Annotated in this window: 18 protein-coding genes and 2 tRNA genes; 11 read left to right on the plus strand and 9 right to left on the minus strand. The window is 35.5% G+C overall.

All coding sequences use genetic code 11. The features are described from left to right. Positions 1-1631: T9SS type B sorting domain-containing protein (locus ACZ1AQ_RS14800; RefSeq protein ID WP_489633639.1), on the plus strand; the 1631-nt coding region annotated here is incomplete at its 5' end. A gap of 146 nt (positions 1632-1777) precedes the next feature. Here the strand turns inward: ACZ1AQ_RS14800 and lptB are convergent. The 4 genes from lptB to ACZ1AQ_RS14820 all read right to left on the minus strand — a co-directional run bounded on the left by lptB (position 1778) and on the right by ACZ1AQ_RS14820 (position 4766). Beyond that, positions 1778-2536: an LPS export ABC transporter ATP-binding protein gene (gene lptB / locus ACZ1AQ_RS14805; RefSeq protein WP_489633640.1), complete on the minus strand. Its 759-nt coding sequence runs from the start codon at positions 2534-2536 to the stop codon at positions 1778-1780. 106 nt (positions 2537-2642) lie between these two features. Then, the gene (locus tag ACZ1AQ_RS14810) at positions 2643-2993 is read right to left on the minus strand and encodes a carboxymuconolactone decarboxylase family protein (RefSeq protein ID WP_489633641.1); all 351 of its coding nucleotides are present in this window, start codon (positions 2991-2993) and stop codon (positions 2643-2645) included. Continuing rightward, entirely contained in the window at positions 2986-3801 is an 816-nt protein-coding gene (gene tatC, locus ACZ1AQ_RS14815) for a twin-arginine translocase subunit TatC (protein WP_489633642.1), read from the minus strand. The genes ACZ1AQ_RS14810 and tatC overlap by 8 nt, the downstream gene beginning before the upstream one ends. Beyond that, entirely contained in the window at positions 3801-4766 is a 966-nt protein-coding gene (locus ACZ1AQ_RS14820; protein WP_489633643.1) for a KpsF/GutQ family sugar-phosphate isomerase, read from the minus strand. The genes tatC and ACZ1AQ_RS14820 overlap by 1 nt, the downstream gene beginning before the upstream one ends. Positions 4767-4849: 83 nt before the next feature. Between ACZ1AQ_RS14820 and recQ the strand changes: the two genes are divergently transcribed. Beyond that, positions 4850-7045, plus strand: coding sequence for a DNA helicase RecQ (gene recQ, locus ACZ1AQ_RS14825; RefSeq protein WP_489633644.1), 2196 nt, complete (start codon positions 4850-4852; stop codon positions 7043-7045). A gap of 79 nt (positions 7046-7124) precedes the next feature. On the opposite strand, the gene ACZ1AQ_RS14830 is transcribed toward recQ, so the two are convergent. Next, the gene (locus ACZ1AQ_RS14830; protein WP_489633645.1) at positions 7125-7364 is read right to left on the minus strand and encodes a hypothetical protein; all 240 of its coding nucleotides are present in this window, start codon (positions 7362-7364) and stop codon (positions 7125-7127) included. Positions 7365-7972: 608 nt separating this feature from the next. On the opposite strand from ACZ1AQ_RS14830, the gene ACZ1AQ_RS14835 reads away from it, so the two are divergent. Together ACZ1AQ_RS14835 and ACZ1AQ_RS14840 are read left to right on the plus strand one after the other, a co-directional pair. After that, positions 7973-9541 (plus strand): NAD(P)/FAD-dependent oxidoreductase, encoded by a 1569-nt coding sequence (locus ACZ1AQ_RS14835; protein ID WP_489633655.1) that lies wholly within the window; start codon positions 7973-7975, stop codon positions 9539-9541. A 248-nt stretch (positions 9542-9789) separates the two neighbouring features. Beyond that, positions 9790-10806, plus strand: a complete 1017-nt coding sequence (locus tag ACZ1AQ_RS14840; protein ID WP_489633646.1) for an L-dopachrome tautomerase-related protein — start codon at positions 9790-9792, stop codon at positions 10804-10806. A gap of 104 nt (positions 10807-10910) precedes the next feature. Here ACZ1AQ_RS14840 and ACZ1AQ_RS14845 read toward each other — a convergent pair whose 3' ends face one another. From ACZ1AQ_RS14845 to msrB, 4 genes are all read right to left on the minus strand, one after another. After that, on the minus strand, positions 10911-11384 hold the full coding sequence (locus ACZ1AQ_RS14845; RefSeq protein WP_489633647.1) for a nuclear transport factor 2 family protein: 474 nt from the start codon (positions 11382-11384) through the stop codon (positions 10911-10913). A gap of 10 nt (positions 11385-11394) precedes the next feature. Beyond that, positions 11395-12705: an amidohydrolase gene (locus tag ACZ1AQ_RS14850; RefSeq protein ID WP_489633648.1), complete on the minus strand. Its 1311-nt coding sequence runs from the start codon at positions 12703-12705 to the stop codon at positions 11395-11397. Positions 12706-12812: 107 nt separating this feature from the next. Then, complete coding sequence (msrA, locus tag ACZ1AQ_RS14855) at positions 12813-13436, minus strand: peptide-methionine (S)-S-oxide reductase MsrA (protein ID WP_489633649.1); 624 nt, start codon at positions 13434-13436, stop codon at positions 12813-12815. Between the two features lie 9 nt (positions 13437-13445). Further along, on the minus strand, positions 13446-13997 hold the full coding sequence (gene msrB, locus ACZ1AQ_RS14860; protein WP_489633650.1) for a peptide-methionine (R)-S-oxide reductase MsrB: 552 nt from the start codon (positions 13995-13997) through the stop codon (positions 13446-13448). A 416-nt stretch (positions 13998-14413) separates the two neighbouring features. Between msrB and idi the strand changes: the two genes are divergently transcribed. The 7 genes from idi (at position 14414) to ACZ1AQ_RS14895 (ending at position 17585) form a co-directional block, all read left to right on the plus strand. Beyond that, complete coding sequence (gene idi, locus ACZ1AQ_RS14865) at positions 14414-14941, plus strand: isopentenyl-diphosphate Delta-isomerase (protein WP_489633651.1); 528 nt, start codon at positions 14414-14416, stop codon at positions 14939-14941. Between the two features lie 25 nt (positions 14942-14966). Beyond that, the gene (locus ACZ1AQ_RS14870; protein ID WP_489633652.1) at positions 14967-15377 is read left to right on the plus strand and encodes a 6-pyruvoyl trahydropterin synthase family protein; all 411 of its coding nucleotides are present in this window, start codon (positions 14967-14969) and stop codon (positions 15375-15377) included. Between the two features lie 30 nt (positions 15378-15407). Further along, positions 15408-15869: a peroxiredoxin gene (locus tag ACZ1AQ_RS14875; RefSeq protein ID WP_489633653.1), complete on the plus strand. Its 462-nt coding sequence runs from the start codon at positions 15408-15410 to the stop codon at positions 15867-15869. A gap of 60 nt (positions 15870-15929) precedes the next feature. Continuing rightward, positions 15930-16898 carry a type I phosphomannose isomerase catalytic subunit gene (locus ACZ1AQ_RS14880; protein ID WP_489633656.1) on the plus strand — a complete coding sequence of 323 codons (969 nt, stop codon included), beginning with the start codon at positions 15930-15932 and terminating at the stop codon, positions 16896-16898. Positions 16899-16967: 69 nt separating this feature from the next. Further along, entirely contained in the window at positions 16968-17234 is a 267-nt protein-coding gene (locus ACZ1AQ_RS14885; protein WP_489633654.1) for a hypothetical protein, read from the plus strand. A gap of 68 nt (positions 17235-17302) precedes the next feature. Next, positions 17303-17379 (plus strand) — tRNA-Thr (locus tag ACZ1AQ_RS14890). A gap of 129 nt (positions 17380-17508) precedes the next feature. Continuing rightward, positions 17509-17585 (plus strand) — tRNA-Thr (locus tag ACZ1AQ_RS14895). Positions 17586-17875 lie beyond the last annotated feature (290 nt).

Below are 17875 nucleotides of genomic sequence, written 5' to 3' on the forward strand. Positions count from 1 at the left end.
CCAATGCAGGAGGTTGTACTACTAGCGTGAGTAAGTCTCTTACCATCATCGCTCAACCTATTAAACCCACTATCACCGCATCGGGTAGCACAAGCTTCTGCGCACCAGGTTCAGTGGTGTTAAACAGTAGTGCTGCTGCGGGCAACCAATGGTATAAAGACGGTACACTAATAGTGGGAGCAACAGGCACTACCTATACAGCTAGTGATTCAGGTAGCTATACAGTACAAGTCACGCAAAACGGATGTACAAGTTTAGTTAGTAATGCTTTGGTGGTTAGTGCCAATGTAACCCCAATAGTTGCTGCGATCACCGGATCGAATACCGTTTGTGTAAGTTCTACTACAACCTTATCCAATACTACTTTGGGTGGAGTTTGGAGTAGTAGTAATACAGGAATCGCTACTATCGATGGATTCGGTACAGTAACTGGAGTAAGTGCTGGTACAGTTACGATTAGCTATAGTGTGAGCAATAGTAGTGGTTGTTTGACTAGTGTAACCCAAGCAATAACCGTTATCGCTCAACCTATTAAACCCACTATCACCGCATCGGGTAGCACAAGCTTCTGCGCACCAGGTTCAGTGGTGTTAAGCAGTAGTGCTGCTGCGGGCAACCAATGGTATAAAGACGGCACACTAATAGTTGGAGCAACAGGGGCTACCTACACAGCTAGTGATTCAGGTAGCTATACAGTACAGGTCACCCAAAACGGATGTACAAGTTTAGTTAGTAATATGGTGATGGTCACCGCAAATTCATTAGTACTACTTGGCCCCATAAACGGTCCCGATACTATCACTATTGGTAGTGCTATTCAATTGATTAATGGTACTTTAGGTGGTGTTTGGTCTACTAATGCTGCTAATATAGCTACAATTTCATCCTTAGGTATACTTACAGGAATTGCCTCTGGGACAGTTATAATTAGTTATAGTATTAATAATGGAACTGGTTGTGCTTCAATAATAACCAAGACTGTCACCGTATTAGATTTTGTACTCAATGCAATAGACGATGATTATTCAGCAACGCCATTTAACACTTCAAAAGAGCAGGTCTTAGATGTCTTGTCGAATGATAGAGAAAATAATGGTTCTGTAAACCCACTAGATGTTGTAATCACAGTTATAGATAATGGAGGATTGCAGGGAGTAACTGTTGATAATCATGGAAGAGTGGTTATACCTTCTGGAGGGCAAATCGGAACTTTTATTCTGACTTATTCAATCTGTGATAGACTAAACTTGAGTAATTGCTCTACTGCAACCATAACAATTGTTTTGAAAGATCCTTGTGATTTTGATGATAGTTCTGTTGATTGTGATATTGTAGTTAGAAATGCTCTATCGCCAAACAATGACGGTTTGAACGAAGTATTAATTATTGATAGAATTGAGGACTATTTAGAAAATTCAGTCGAAATTTATAATCGATGGGGGCAATTGGTTTATAGTACAAAAGCGTATGATAATAATACTAATGTCTTTAGAGGTTTTTCTGAAGGGAAAGCTACCGTAGATAAGAATGCCTATTTACCTTCAGGCACGTATTATTATGTTATCAAATACAAAAAACCAATTAGCGGTGTAACCAAACAAAAAGTAGGCTATTTGTATCTTTCTTTTTAAATGGTAAGTTGACGAATACTTTCTTTTTAATAGAAAACCCTTTCTGAATTAACAACTCAGGAAGGGTTTTTATAAATTAAGTTATTACTTTTTAGTGTCCTACTTGACTCTCTTTTTAAAGAGGGCATATATTTGAGTTGTTACATTTATCCTACTTTTGGAGTGTTAAAATCAATTTTAGTTCGTCTCAATTCAAAATTTTGACCCAAGTACACTCTTCTAACCATTTCGTCTTCTACGAGTTCCTCAGGAGTTCCTGCTTTAAGAATTCCACCTTCAAACATCAAATACGTTTTGTCGGTAATAGCTAAAGTTTCCTGAACGTTATGGTCGGTTATTAAAATACCAATATTTTTATTCTTTAATTGCGCCACAATCCGCTGAATATCTTCTACTGCTACTGGGTCAACACCGGCAAAAGGTTCATCCAATAAGATAAATTTTGGGTCGGTAGCTAAACAACGCGCAATTTCGGTTCTTCTTCGTTCTCCTCCAGATAGTAAATCACCTCTATTGGTTCGGATATGTTCCAAACTAAACTCGGCAATTAAGTTTTCCATTTTGGCAATTTGCTCTTCTCTCGTATGATTGGTCAATTGCAAAACACTCAGGATATTATCCTCGATGCTCAATTTTCTAAAGACAGAAGCCTCTTGTGCCAAATAGCCTACTCCTTGTTGCGCACGTTTGTACATAGGATATTCGGTAATATCCAAATCATCCAAATAGATATGACCATAGTTGGGTTTTACTAATCCTACAATCATATAAAAAGAGGTGGTTTTACCAGCACCGTTTGGTCCTAAAAGACCAACAATTTGTCCTTGGTTTACTTCCAAAGAAATGCCTTTTACAACACTACGTCCTTTATACGTTTTTATGAGATTTTCTGCTCTTAATTTCATGGTATTTGAATTGTTAAGATACTGAGATAGTACTGGTTTATAAGTGGAGAGAAGTTTACAATATAAACGTCTTTAGTTTATGAGTCTATGGTACTAGTTGTATCAATTATTTAGCTTGCTCCTCCAAAGCTTCCCAAAATTCGTAGGCTCTTCGTAAATGAGGTATCACAATTGTTCCGCCGACTAAAGTAGCAATTCCCATGGCTTCCATCATTTCTTCGCGGCTAACTCCTTCTTTGTGGCTAGTTTCTAAATGATATTTAATACAGTCGTCACAACGCAACACTGCCGAAGCAACTAATCCTAATAGCTCTTTTGTTTTTACATCCAAAGCACCAGCTGCATAAGCATTGGTGTCTAAATTGAAGATGCGTTTCACAATTTTATTATTGTCAGCCAATAATTTTTCGTTCATTTTTGAACGATAGTCGTTGAATTCTTGAATTAAATCAGCCATTTTGTTTGTTTTGGTTGCGAACAACAAGTTTAGAAATTAATATACTTACTTCATAAATCAATAACATTGGAATTGCTACTATAGTTTGACTCACAACATCTGGGGGAGTCACAATAGCTGCAACAATCAAGATAATGATCACGGCATATTTCCAATATTTTCTTAAAAATTCTGGAGTAACCAAACCTAGTTTAGTCAAGAAATAAATGACAATAGGTAATTCGAAAAATAATCCACCAGCCAAAACCGAAGTTTTAACCAATCCGATATAAGAATCTAAGGTAAATTGATTTTTTACTACATCAGACACCGTAAAGGTAGCGACAAAGTTCACCGACATGGGAATAATGACAAAATAACCAAAAAGAACTCCTAAAAAGAAAAGTACAGAGGAGACTCCGATAAAAAATTTCGCTCCTTTTTTCTCTTTTTCATATAAAGCAGGACTAATAAATTTCCATACTTCAAATAAAATATAGGGAAAACTTAAAATAAAGCCCGCTAGTAAACACATCCATACAAACATATTCACTTGTCCCTCCATTTGGGTGTTTTGAATAATAAAAGGAAGTTCGGTGATACAAATACTGTCTACAAATCCTAATTGATGTGAAAGGTCACAAAAAAAACGATAAGTAAAAAAGGAAGGGCGGGTGGGCCCAAAAATGAGGCTGTCAAATAAAAAATCACTAAAGAAGTAGGTTACAAATGCCATAATTAATATAGCTGTTGTACTTCTTACCAAAACCCATCTTAGCTCTTCAAGATGGTCTAAGAACGACATTTCGTTAAGGTTTTTCTTTGCCATTATACAATACCTTCTTTTAAAATGTCATGTAAATGTAAAACCCCTTGATAGTTCCCGTTATCTATAACAATCAATTGGGTTATTGAAAAATCTTCCATCAGATTAAAAGCATCAATAGCCATAGCTTCTGAATGGATTTGTTTTGGATTTTTAGTCATAATATCTTTGGCTACAACATCGGCTATACTGTCTCTATCGTTCAACATTCTTCTAATATCACCATCGGTAATAATTCCGACAACTTTTTCATCTTCAATAACAGCCGTTACGCCTAATCGTTTTTCAGAAATCTCAAAAATAGCTTTTTTAATAGAAGTATCTGGAGTGACCATTGGTTTTAACGAATGTTCAATCAAGTCTTTTACTTTTAATAAAAGTTTTTTGCCAAGAGCTCCTCCTGGATGATATTTCGCGAAATCTTCTGCCTGAAACCCTCTCATTTCCATTAAACAAACTGTAAGTGCGTCTCCCATCACCAACTGTGCAGTGGTGCTATTGGTAGGTGCCAAATTCATTGGGCAAGATTCAGCATCAACAGTAGTGTTTAAGACAAAATGAGAGCCTTTTGCTAAAAAGGAAGTCATGTTGCCTGTCATGCCAATCAACGTATTTCCGAAACGTTTTAATAACGGAACCAATACCTTAATTTCAGGACTGTTTCCACTTTTAGAAATACAAATAATTACGTCCTCATCTTGTATCATTCCTAAATCACCATGAATGGCTTCTGAAGCATGTAAGAACAGTGCAGGAGTACCAGTAGAATTTAATGAGGCTACAATTTTTTGAGCAATTATAGCACTCTTTCCAATTCCAGTAATCACCACGCGACCCTTGGATTGATATATTTTTTGAACGGTTGATAGGAACTGATCATCTAAAAAAGTGGTCAATTTAGCAATAGACTCACTTTCGGAAAGAATTGTTTTTTTGGCCAAAGCCAATAGGTTTTCGTTGCTTATCAAAACAGAATGTTTAAATTTGTATCTATAAAAGATTTTCGTATCTTTAGTGATGCAAATTTATACAAAATACCACATAATAAAGAATGAATTCAAACGAAATTGATATACACAAGGAATTAAAAAAGTATTTTGGCTTCAGTCAATTTAAAGGATTGCAAGAACAAGTCATACAAAGTCTTTTAAATAAAGAAAATACTTTTGTAATAATGCCGACTGGTGGAGGTAAATCACTTTGTTACCAATTGCCCGCTTTAATTTTAGACGGAACAGCAATTGTAGTTTCCCCTTTGATAGCTTTAATGAAAAATCAGGTAGACGCCATAAGGAGTTTATCTTCGGACAATGGCGTTGCACATGTGCTTAATTCTTCTTTGACCAAAACAGAGATTGCTCAAGTCAAAAAAGACATCACTACAGGAGTGACTAAGTTGTTGTATGTGGCACCTGAGTCCTTGACAAAAGAGGAGTATGTACAGTTTTTGCAACAAGTTCCTCTCTCTTTTGTAGCTATTGATGAAGCGCATTGTATCTCGGAATGGGGACACGATTTTAGACCCGAATACCGAAATTTAAGACATATAATCAAACAATTGGGTAAAGTTCCAGTTATTGGTCTAACCGCTACAGCAACTCCAAAAGTTCAAGAAGACATTCTGAAAAATTTAGACATGTCCGATGCGGTAACCTATAAAGCCTCTTTCAATAGACCCAACCTTTTTTACGAGGTACGCACCAAGACCAAAAATATAGAGTCCGATATTATTCGATTTATTCGGCAACACAAAGGAAAATCGGGTATTATTTATTGCTTGAGTAGAAAAAAAGTGGAATCTATTGCCGAAGTGCTACAAGTAAATGGTATTAGTGCGGTGCCGTATCATGCAGGATTGGATGCCAAAACGAGAGCCAAACATCAGGACATGTTTTTAATGGAAGATGTAGATGTTGTGGTGGCAACCATCGCCTTTGGTATGGGAATTGACAAACCTGATGTACGCTATGTTATTCATCATGATATTCCAAAATCTTTAGAAAGCTATTACCAAGAAACAGGACGTGCAGGAAGAGATGGAGGAGAAGGGCATTGTTTGGCATACTATTCCTATAAGGATGTAGAAAAATTAGAAAAATTCTTGTCCGGTAAACCTGTAGCCGAACAAGAAATTGGTTTTGCTTTACTACAAGAAGTAGTAGCTTATGCCGAAACTTCTATGTCGAGACGTAAATTCTTGCTCCATTATTTTGGGGAAGAGTACGACAACGAAACGGGTGAAGGTGGAAACATGGACGACAATGTTAGAAATCCAAAGACTAAAGTTGAAGCCATGAACGAAGTGGTAAAACTGCTTCAGGTGGTTAAAGAAACCAAACATATTTACAAGTCCAAAGAAATTGTTTTTACATTGATAGGACGTGTCAATGCAGTGATTAAAGCACATAAAACCGATTCGCAGTCGTTCTTTGGTAGTGGCGCTGATCATGATGAAAAATTTTGGATGGCATTATTGCGCCAAGTTCTTGTAAATGGATTGTTGGCAAAAGATATTGAAACCTACGGAATAGTAAAAATTACCAAAAAAGGTCTCGCCTTTATTAAAAACCCTGAGTCTTTCATGATGTCTGAAGATCATGAATATAGCGAGTCCGAAGATGATGCTATTGTTACCGCAGCCAAATCATCGGGTACAGCAGATGAAAATTTGATGGCGATGCTAAAAGAACTTCGAAAAAAAGAAGCCAAAAAACTTGGAGTTCCACCTTTTGTAGTGTTCCAAGATCCTTCCTTAGAGGATATGGCATTGAAGTATCCCATTTCGCTAGAAGAACTCAATAATATTCATGGAGTAGGAGAAGGAAAAGCGAGAAAGTACGGAAAAGCATTTGTTTCTCTAATCCAACGTTATGTGGAGGATAACGATATTGTTCGTCCTGATGATTTAGTGGTTAAATCTACTGGGGTGAATTCAGCTAATAAATTATATATTATCCAAAACATAGATAGAAAATTGGCTTTGACGGATATTGCTTCAGCTAAAGGCCTTACGATGGGGGCATTGATTAAAGAAATGGAGCAAATAGTATATTCTGGTACCAAATTAAATATCAATTATTGGATAGATGAAATATTAGACGAAGATCAACAAGAAGAAATTCACGATTATTTTATGGAATCCCACTCTGATAATATTGAAGAAGCTTTAAAAGAATTTGATGGCGAATACGATATTGATGAATTGCGATTGATGCGTATCAAATTTATTAGTGAAGTAGCGAATTAAATTTTCAAGTTCCAAAAATTTAAATTCCAAATTCCAATGATTGTTAGTTATTGGAATTTGGAATTTTCGTTTTTGGAATTTAGTTTTCATAAATTTCACCACGATGGGGTTTCAAAGCATCTCGTACGGTAATCATGTCTTCTTCTTCCACTACCATAAAGGCAATGGCGTGCATTTCTCCATACGTTTTAAATCCTGTGATTTCAAGCGGTAGTTGCTCAATTTTTATATATTCTTTTAGATGAATTTCATGATGTTCAGCTGTTTTTGCGGAAGCAGGACCACGAAAATCCCATATAAGTTTTATTTTTCTAGACATTACTTTGATTTAAAGAAGAACAAAATTACAAAGACTTCTTTGGAATAGCTTTATTTTTTGATGATAAAAAAAGTCAAAAACTATAGGTTAAAAAGAATAAAAGGATACGTCACATAACTTATATGCCCTTAAATGCATTATATAGTTTAAAAACACAAACTCTTCGTTTTATTAAAACTTTCATGGCTTATAGGTTTTTTATTTTTTGGTACCCTTTGCGCCCCTTGCGGTTAATTTTTTTTAAATTTTGATAAGGATTTTAGTAGAGCTTATATGTCCTTAAGTGCCTTTTATGGTTTAAAAACACAAAAATTTCGTTTTATTAAAACTTTCATGACTTATATGTTTTTTGGCGCCCCTTGCGGTTAATTTTTTTAAATTTTGATAAGGATTTTAGTAGAGCTTATATGTTCTTAAGTGCCTTAAATGGTTTATATGCACAAAAATTTCATTTCAATTAAAAACTTTCATGTCTTATTATGTTATCATTTTTTTTAGTACCTCCTGTCGTTTTTTATTCTAATTCTTAAAATTGAATTCAAAATAGTACTTTTGTAGCCTGAGTAAACGAAGATGTTGTACTCCAAAAATTGAAGTATTCAATCACCATGCCACAAGAACTCCTAGTACAAGTTGCTCCCGAAATTGCTGCTAACGAAACGTTGCTACACGATTATTTATCTCGACACTTAAAGGTTTCGAACAAAGAAATTCAGCAAGTTACTATTGTAAAACGTTCCATAGATGCACGTCAAAAAGCGGTCAAAATCAATTTAAAACTCATGGTTTACTTAAAAGGGGAACCTTTTTTGGAACAAAAAATTGAATTACCAGACTACAAGAATGTGGAAAATGCTCAAGAAGTAATTGTGGTAGGTGCCGGACCTGCTGGACTTTTTGCAGCACTTCAATTGATTGAATTGGGTTTGAAACCAATAGTCATCGAACGTGGAAAAGATGTTCGAGGTCGTCGTAGAGATTTAAAAGCCATCAACAGAGATCATATTGTAAACGAAGATTCGAATTATTGTTTTGGTGAAGGCGGAGCAGGAACCTATTCGGATGGAAAATTATACACCCGCTCAAAAAAAAGAGGTGATGTAAATCGAATCCTAGAATTATTGGTAGCTTTTGGAGCAACACCTGATATCTTGGTCGACGCTCATCCACACATTGGAACTAATAAGTTGCCGCAAATCATTCAAGATATTCGCGAAAAAATAATCGAGTGTGGCGGACAAGTTCTTTTTGAAACTAGAGTTACGGATATTGTTATAAAAAATAATGAAGTTCAGGGTGTAACGACTCAAAATGGTGCAGTCATATCGGCTAATAAATTAATTTTAGCTACGGGACATTCTGCACGTGATATTTTCGAATTGTTAGATAAAAAGAAAGTTTTACTAGAAGCCAAACCTTTTGCACTTGGCGTTCGAGCAGAACATCCACAGTCCTTAATTGATAGTATACAATATAGTTGTGATTATCGAGGAGAACATCTGCCACCAGCACCTTATTCAATAGTGAAACAGGTGAATGGTCGCGGGATGTATTCGTTTTGTATGTGTCCTGGTGGAGTGATTGCGCCATGTGCGACCAGTCCAGGAGAAGTGGTTACCAATGGTTGGTCGCCATCAAAAAGAGATCAACAAACGGCTAATTCTGGGATTGTAGTCGAATTGAAAGTAGAGGATTTTAAACCCTTTGCTAAATTTGGTGCTTTGGCAGGAATGGAGTTTCAAAAGAGTATTGAACAAAGAGCATGGCAATTAGCAGGTCAGACGCAAAAAGTGCCCGCACAGCGTTTAGTTGATTTTACTCAAAGTAAAACATCCTCTGATATTCCCAAAACTTCCTATGTTCCTGGAACAACATCAGTGGAATTGGGACAGGTCTTCCCGGGATTTTTAACCCAAATCATGCGTCAAGGATTTTCAGAATTCGGAAAATCAATGAGAGGATATGCTACAAATGAAGCGATTTTACATGCTCCCGAATCTAGAACCTCTTCGCCTGTGCGAATTCCAAGAGATACTTACACTTTAGAGCATCTTCAAATCAAAGGATTGTATCCTTGTGGTGAAGGAGCGGGTTATGCTGGCGGCATTATTTCAGCAGCGATTGATGGGGAGAAATGTGCACAGAAGATTGCAGAGGTTTTGAAAAGTTCTAAGTAATTTTTGGAACCAAAAATAAACGAGAAAATCAAACTGCCGGCGTTTTAGAAAACCTTTCTTGGAAAAAATAAGTTTTTTAAATTTATTCCAATTGTTGTCCTGAGCTTACATTTTCTAAGATAACTATTTCAAATGTAAAGTAAGAATATTGGTTGTTAAGTTAAAATAAAGCTTGTCCGAATAGCATTAAAAATGATAGGAAGCGTTTGAGTTTTTAGAAATTTATCATACTATTAAAAGAAAGAAATATGAAAAAAGTAGTCTTGATTTTAAGTTTGTTTTGTGGTTTTTTTGTTTTTTCACAAGAACAAGTTGCAGTTTTTAAAGGAATTCAGGTAACTGGAATTGCAGTTTCTGATAAAGGCAGAATTTTTGCTAACTTCCCTCGTTGGCGTGAACCGATTCCTTTTTCGTTGGTAGAAGTTTTATCAGATGGTAGCTATGCTCCATATCCAAATGCAGAATGGAATGTGTTGAAAACCAATCAGGATAAAAAAAGTAACCATTTTGTAGCGATACAATCCGTCCTTGCCGATGGGCAAGATTTGTATGTTCTGGAAACTAATAATCCTCAATTTAAGGGTGTGCAAGATTGTCCAAAATTGTATGTTTTTGATTTAAATACCAATCTATTGAAGCAAACTTATAACTTTTCCGAAGGAAGCTTTCACAAGAATTCTTATATTAATGATCTTCGTGTAGATAAAAAAAGACAAGTAGTTTACTGTACAGATTCTGGAGTGGGAGGTATAGTTGTTTTGGATCTTAAAACAGGTACAGCTAAAAGATATTTGGATCAACATAAAGTTACAATGGCCGAAACGAATCAGCTTACTTGTAGCAATGGTGTTTGGAAAAACACAGTGCATTCTGATGGTATTGAGTTTGATGCTAAAAACGACATCTTGTATTTTCACGCTTTAACTGCATATACCTTATATGGTATTAAAATAGATCATTTGCTAAGGAATGATATAAGTCAAATTATGGCTATTACAACAGCTGCGCCTGATGGTCTGATTATGGATAAAAAAGGTACTATATATTATGGTGATTTAGAGCATGACGCGATACATTATCTCGATAGAAAAGGAAAGATAGGAGTCCTAACCAACAATAAGGCGAAGGTTAAATGGGCCGATTCTTTTGCAATTTACAAGGACTATTTGTATTATACTAATTCTCGAATCAATGAAGCGATTGGGGATATACAACAACTAGATTTTACTATTTATAAGATGAAATTGAAAGATAGTAAAAAATAAAAGTGTTTTTAATAGAACACTTTGCTCGAATAGATTATTAAAAAAAGGGGTGAATAGTTAGTACTATTAGCCCCTTTTTGTATTGGTGTCGCAAGTCAAAGAAATTAATGGTCATAACTGATCACACGAGAAATTTGCCATTTACCTTTCGTGTTTTTCCAAATCATTAAGAATTTAAAAGTGCCAATTTCTTCTTTGCCATTTTCGAAATGACGGAACTGATGCGTACCCGTTTCAATGGCTCCATAATCTTTTATAGGATGTACAGCTAGGCTTCCTTCTACAAGTTGTCGGGTGAGTTTGTTTTCGTTTTTAAACATTTTTTCAAAATTTTCAAAAACGACAGCATAAGAAAGTAAGCCACCATTGTCTTGAAACCACTCTAAATCCTCGGTAAAAAGAGATTTGAATTTTGCCATATCTTTTGTGTTGAAGGCATCAAAAAGTTTCTTGTCCATAGCTGTAATTTCATTGTATAGTGCTTTGGAAGTAGTCGCTACTTTTTTTTCTTGACCAATCACGGTTGTTGTGAATAAGAAAATACAAATGATACAAAAAGAGATTAGGTAGGTTTTCATACAAAGTACTTTATTTCTTTTTTGTATGCAATTCCATATAATCTAATGTCAAATCGGCCATACTCGTCATTCCTAATACAAAGCTTCCTTCGTCTATATAAAAATCGGGGGTATGATGTGAGGGCATTTCACTGGCTTTTTTCCCTTTAGGCATTCCACCAATAAAGTAAAATAATCCTGGGATTTTAGCTTGATAGAAAGAGAAGTCTTCGGCTCCCGTAACGGCTTCAGTTAAATGAACATTGTCTTTTCCTGCTGCTGCTTGTAAAGTAGGGAGCATTTGTTCAGTAAGTGAAGGGTCATTATAGGTTATCAATGTTTTTTTAGAAATGGTAACTTCTGAGCTTGCGCCTGCGCTTTCGGCTATATTGGTGGCAATGGTCTTGATTCTACCATGAATAAAATCTTGGGTTTTAGAATCCAATGTTCGAATCGTACCACTTAGCGTCAACGACTCAGGAATAATGTTGCTTCGAACCCCAGCATTGATTTGGCCCACGCTCACTACAGCAGCGTTTTCGGTTAAATTTACATTGCGACTCACAATAGTTTGTAAGCCCAGAACAATTTGTGAGGCGGTAACAATCGGATCAACGGATTGCCAAGGATAAGCTCCATGCGATTGTTTACCGTTGACTTGTATGGTAAACCAATCCGAGGACGCCATGGTGCCTTTTGGTCGGTATTTGATTTGACCCACTTCGGTTTGTGCATTAATATGAAGGCCAAAAATAACATCCACTTTTGGGTTATTCAAAACACCTTCTTTTACCATTAACTCCGCGCCCCCTTCTTCGCCTTCTGGTGGTCCCTCTTCTGCAGGTTGGAAAATGAATTTTACAGTTCCTTTGATTTCATTTTTTATTGAGGCTAAAATTTCGGCAGTTCCCATTAACATGGCTACATGGGTATCATGACCGCATGCATGCATTACACCCACAGCTTGTCCGTTATATTCTCCTGTTACTTTGGAAGTAAAAGGCAAGCTTACTCGTTCTTTTACGGGGAGTGCATCCATGTCGGCTCTTAAGGCAACTACAGGTCCAGGTTTTCCTCCTTTTAGAATGCCAACTACGCCAGTTTTTGCTACACCAGTTTGCACTTCAATTCCTAGAGAGCGTAAGTGTGAAGCGACCTTTTCAGCTGTTTTAAATTCTCTATTGCCTAATTCTGGATTTTGATGCAATTCTCGCCTCCAACTAACTACTTTAGATTCTAAACTAGCTGCTTTTTGAGCTACTTTTGTTTTTAACGTTTGATTTTGAGCAGTACTACACAATGCAATTAGCAAAAGGCTTGAAGTAAATATTGCTTTTTTCATGAATTTGGTTTTTGGTTGTAAACAAATATAACAAAAAATGGACTGCTTCGAGTAATAAAAAAAAGCCGATAAATTCGGCTTTTGATGTGTATAGACATTGGTTTTAATTAGTTTTTTGATTTAAGGCGGTTTTTGAAAACTTTCTCAAATTTTTCTAATTTGGGTTGAATCACTAATTTACAATAAGGAAGCGATTGGTTTTTTTCGTAATAGTCCTGATGACTATCTTTGGCTTTGTAAAATTGGGTTAAGGGTTCTAGTGTTGTTACAATGGGGGAATCATACACTTTTGCCTTCGTCAACGCCTGAATGATTTGTTGGCCTGCTTTTTTTTGAGTTTCATTTTTATAAAATATGGCAGAACGGTATTGTGTTCCTACATCAGCTCCTTGGCGATTCAATGTAGTGGGGTCGTGAACAGTAAAGAACACTTTGAAAATTTCATCCAAACTGGTTTCGTTTTTATTAAAGGTAATCTGTACAACTTCTGCAGCACCAGTTGTGCCTGAAGAAACCGCTTCATAACTGGGATTCTTTACAGTACCTCCAGCAAAACCAGATACTACTTTTTGTACCCCTTTTAGGTTTTCATAAACAGCTTCAACACACCAATAGCAGCCTCCTGCCAAAACAATAGTGTCTATAGAGGAAGAAGGAGAGGGTGGGACCACTTTTTTTTGAGCTACACTGATAGCACTAGATAAAAGGATAAGAAAAAATAGTTGTTTCATAAGTCAATATTATTGGTTATCGGGAACAAAATCTAATGAAATAGCATTCATACAGTAGCGTTTGCCTGTAGGAGCTGGACCATCATCAAAAAGGTGTCCCAAGTGACTATCACATCGACCACAATTGGCTTCTATACGCTGCATGCCATAAGAGTTGTCTGGTTTGAATGTAATACTTTCTTTGTTGTCTTGCTCAAAAAAACTAGGCCAACCACAACTGCTTACAAATTTTTGATTGGATTTGAAGAGTAGATTTCCACATGCCGCACAATAATATGTCCCTTTCGTTTCTGAATTCCACATAGTTCCTGTGAAGGCTCTTTCGGTATCAGCTTCTCTAGCTACAGCATATAAATCAGGTGAAAGTATTTTTTTCCATTCAGAATTTGGAATTGTTACCTTTTTGGTGTCAGTATTTGAATAATAAGGATTCTCTGGTTTGTGAAGGACTTCTTTCATAGTAGTGGCTTTAGATGATGTGTTTTTTGAAGTTGTGTTTTGTGCACAAGCCTGAAAGAGTAGGCTCTGTATAAACAACAATAGAACAATAGTTTTTTTCATAGGTGTTCATTTAGAATGTTGATTTAAATTTATGCTACAAAAAGCATCATGTTTACTGTGCAGATAGTTTGTAATAATTTTAACTTTTGTTTAACGGTATAGCTTGTCTTATCAGATAATTTTATTTTTTTTAAATTATAAAATTAACTTGTATATTTTTCATTTGTGTTTTAATTTGCGAATTAAGAAAAACCGGTTTAGTATGTTAAAGTACTTGAAATAATGAAAAAATAACGACAAGTAGCTTTTGATTTAATCGTCATATTTTACTCAAAGATACAAAAGTTGAGATTCGTTTAGGAAGAAGATAGCTGCTTTCATGTTCTTGGAGCAAAATGTATCAACAAAACGAAAGACAATGTTAAAGCACCCTATTTTTCTAATCATTTTTGTACTTTTGACCAGTAATTTTATTTATGGAAGAAGAAAAAGTTATTTTAGTTAATGAATTAGACGAACCCATTGGTCTAATGCCTAAATTAGAGGCCCATCAAAAAGCAATTCTACACCGTGCATTTTCTATTTTTATCTTGAACGACAAAAAAGAGATTATGTTGCAACAAAGAGCTAAGCACAAATATCACTCACCTTTACTTTGGACCAACACTTGTTGTAGTCATCAAAGAGATGGCGAAACCAATATTCAAGCAGGAAGCCGTCGATTATATGAAGAAATGGGCTTTAATACTGAAATCAAAGAATTGTTTCATTTTATTTACAAAGCGCCTTTCGATAATGGTTTAACAGAACATGAATTAGATCATGTGATGATAGGCTACTACAATGAGAATCCTATAATTAATCCTGAAGAGGTGGAAGATTGGAAGTGGATGAAAATAGAAGAAGTTAAAAATGATATGCAGATTCATCCTGAAATTTACACCGTTTGGTTTAAGATTATTTTTGATGAATTTTACCATTTTCTAGAAGACCACGCTATATAAATTAAATCCCAATTTACGATACCTTATGAGAGTAACCATTTCTCGAAAAGCACATTTTAATGCTGCACACCGTTTGTATCGAAAAGATTGGACTTTCGAACAAAATGAGGCTATTTTTGGAAAATGCAATAATCCCAATTTCCATGGTCATAATTATGAGTTAATTGTAAGTGTGACTGGAGAGATTGATCCAGAAACAGGCTATGTGATGGATGTGAAATTTTTAACAGACATTATCAAATCAGAAGTAGAGGAGAAAATGGATCACAAAAATTTAAATCTAGATGTCCCAGAATTCGAAAATCTTAACCCTACAGCAGAAAATATTGTGGTAGTGATATGGAATAAGATACGATCCAAAATAAAAGATGATCTAGATTTAGAAGTAGTACTCTACGAAACCCCACGTAATTTTGTAACCTATAAAGGAGAATAATTAAATAAAAATAGTTTAGAATTTTAACTCATGCCAATTGAATTAGGAGAGGTAATGCCTCATTTTACTGCACAAGACACTAATGGGGAAAAATTTGACACCAAAGAATATATAGGTAAAAAGCCATTAGTAATTTATTTTTATCCAAAAGACAACACCCCAGTTTGTACAGCGCAAGCTTGCGGTTTCAGAGATCAATATCAAGATTTTACCGATTTAGGAGCAGAAGTCATTGGTATTAGCAGTGATACAGTGGATTCACACGATGCCTTTGCAAAACAACACAAATTACCATTTATTCTTTTATCGGATACCGACAAGAAAATAAGAAAGTTATTTGGTGTGCCTTCTGGCTTATTAGGAATTCTTCCTGGTCGAGTTACTTATGTAGTTGATCAACAAGGAAAAGTAGTTTTGATTTTTGATGATAGTACTAACGCAACGAAACATATTTCAAAAGCTCTAGAAGCCATAAAAAAAATAGTATCATAAAACAACAAAATAATAGCAATTCAAATAAAAGGAATTGGCGATATTTGAAATAAAAAAATGATGCAAACAAAACTATATCCCCTGCAATTTTACCCTATACTAAAAGAACGTATTTGGGGCGGTGAAAAACTGAAAACTATTTTAAATAAACCGATAGTGTCGTCAATTACAGGAGAAAGTTGGGAATTGTCAGCAGTAGAGGGAGATTGTAGTATTGTGGCTAATGGCGATTTGAGTGGCAGAAGTTTAAATGAAATAATCGAAAATCATCCTGAAGAATTATTAGGTAGTAAGGTATTTGAAAAGTTTGGCAAACAATTTCCTTTGTTATTCAAATTTCTTGATGCTCGAGAAGACTTGTCAATTCAAGTGCACCCTAATGATACTTTGGCCAAAAAAAGACACAACTCGTTTGGTAAGACAGAAATGTGGTATGTAATGCAAGCTGATCCCAATTCAAGATTGATTGTGGGATTTAAAGAAGATTCTAATGCCACAGAATATGTTGAAAAGCTAGAAAATAACGAACTGCTTTCAATTTTAGATACAAAACAAGTCCAAAAAGGAGATGTTTTCTTTTTAGAAACGGGAACCGTTCATGCCATTGGAGCAGGATTGGTTATTGCAGAGATTCAACAAACCTCGGATATTACTTATCGGTTATTTGATTTTAATAGAAAGGATGCTCACGGGAATACTAGAGAGTTGCATGTAGATCTGGCTTTAGATGCAATCAATTATCAGAAAGTTGAAACACAACAACACTATTCCAAAATAGAAAATCAATCCAATCTTATGGTGGATTGTCCTTACTTTACCACTAATTTTATTCCATTGAATGGTGATGTGCCAGTAACAAAAAAAGGACAATCGTTTACTGTATATATGGTTGTTGATGGGGATTGTTCTCTCAGTAGTGATGGTAAAACCTATACGTACAAAACAGGCGATACTATATTGATGCCTGCTGCGATTCAGACGTTTACCCTGCATGGAAATGCTTCTCTTTTAGAAATTTACATTTCATAGTTTGTATTCGAAAGATTATGTGTACTTTTGCAAACGCAAATTTTAGTACTATATATAAATTAAATAAAAATGGCAAACGTTAAGAATTTAAAGAAAGACATCAACTACGTTTTAGGAGATATTATTGAAGCAGTTTACTTGTATGAATTAACAACTACAGGAAAACCTACAGAACAGACTAATGCTTTAATTGATGAGGCTATTGCTGCTTTTGATACTTTGATCGCAAAAGTGAATCAAAAAAATGTGGAAAACAAAAAAGCACATTTCAAACAAATTAATTTGGAATTAGAACAAACTGCAAATCAATTGATTGCTAAAATTAACGAATTGTAATCAAAAAAAAGTCTGAATTTGTTTTGGAGAATTCGAATTCAGACTTATATTTGCACCCGAAATAAGACGCCAGCGTAGCTCAGTCGGCTAGAGCAGCTGATTTGTAATCAGCAGGTCGTGGGTTCGAATCCCTCCGCCGGCTCCAAGAAAACCACCTAAGTAAAATAGGTGGTTTTTTGTTTTAGGTAGTATATAGTTGAATAGAAACTGAAACTTTTTCGTTTTGTTTTTGCAAAATTAAATTATGTGTTTATATTTGCACTCGAAATAAGACGCCAGCGTAGCTCAGTCGGCTAGAGCAGCTGATTTGTAATCAGCAGGTCGTGGGTTCGAATCCCTCCGCCGGCTCCAAGGAAAACCATCTAAGTAATTAGGTGGTTTTTTTGTTTTGGGCTATTTTGTAGTGCTCCTAGCTAATAGGTTTTGATATTCTTTTTGTCGAATGGTTTGTTATTGGTGATGATGTGGTGGCTTTGAAGAAAGAAAATACCTTTGACGGCTTTTGTTTATAGTCGTCTTTTTTTTAGGAGCTTTTTCCGGCTGTCCGTTGTATCTCTTGGGTCGAACCCCGCCCCAAGAGGATGCCACTCCCATCCGGGCTAGGGTAGTGAATGCTAAAAGAGCGTTTTTTTAATGATTAT

The organism is Flavobacterium sp. UM26, assembly GCF_057922445.1.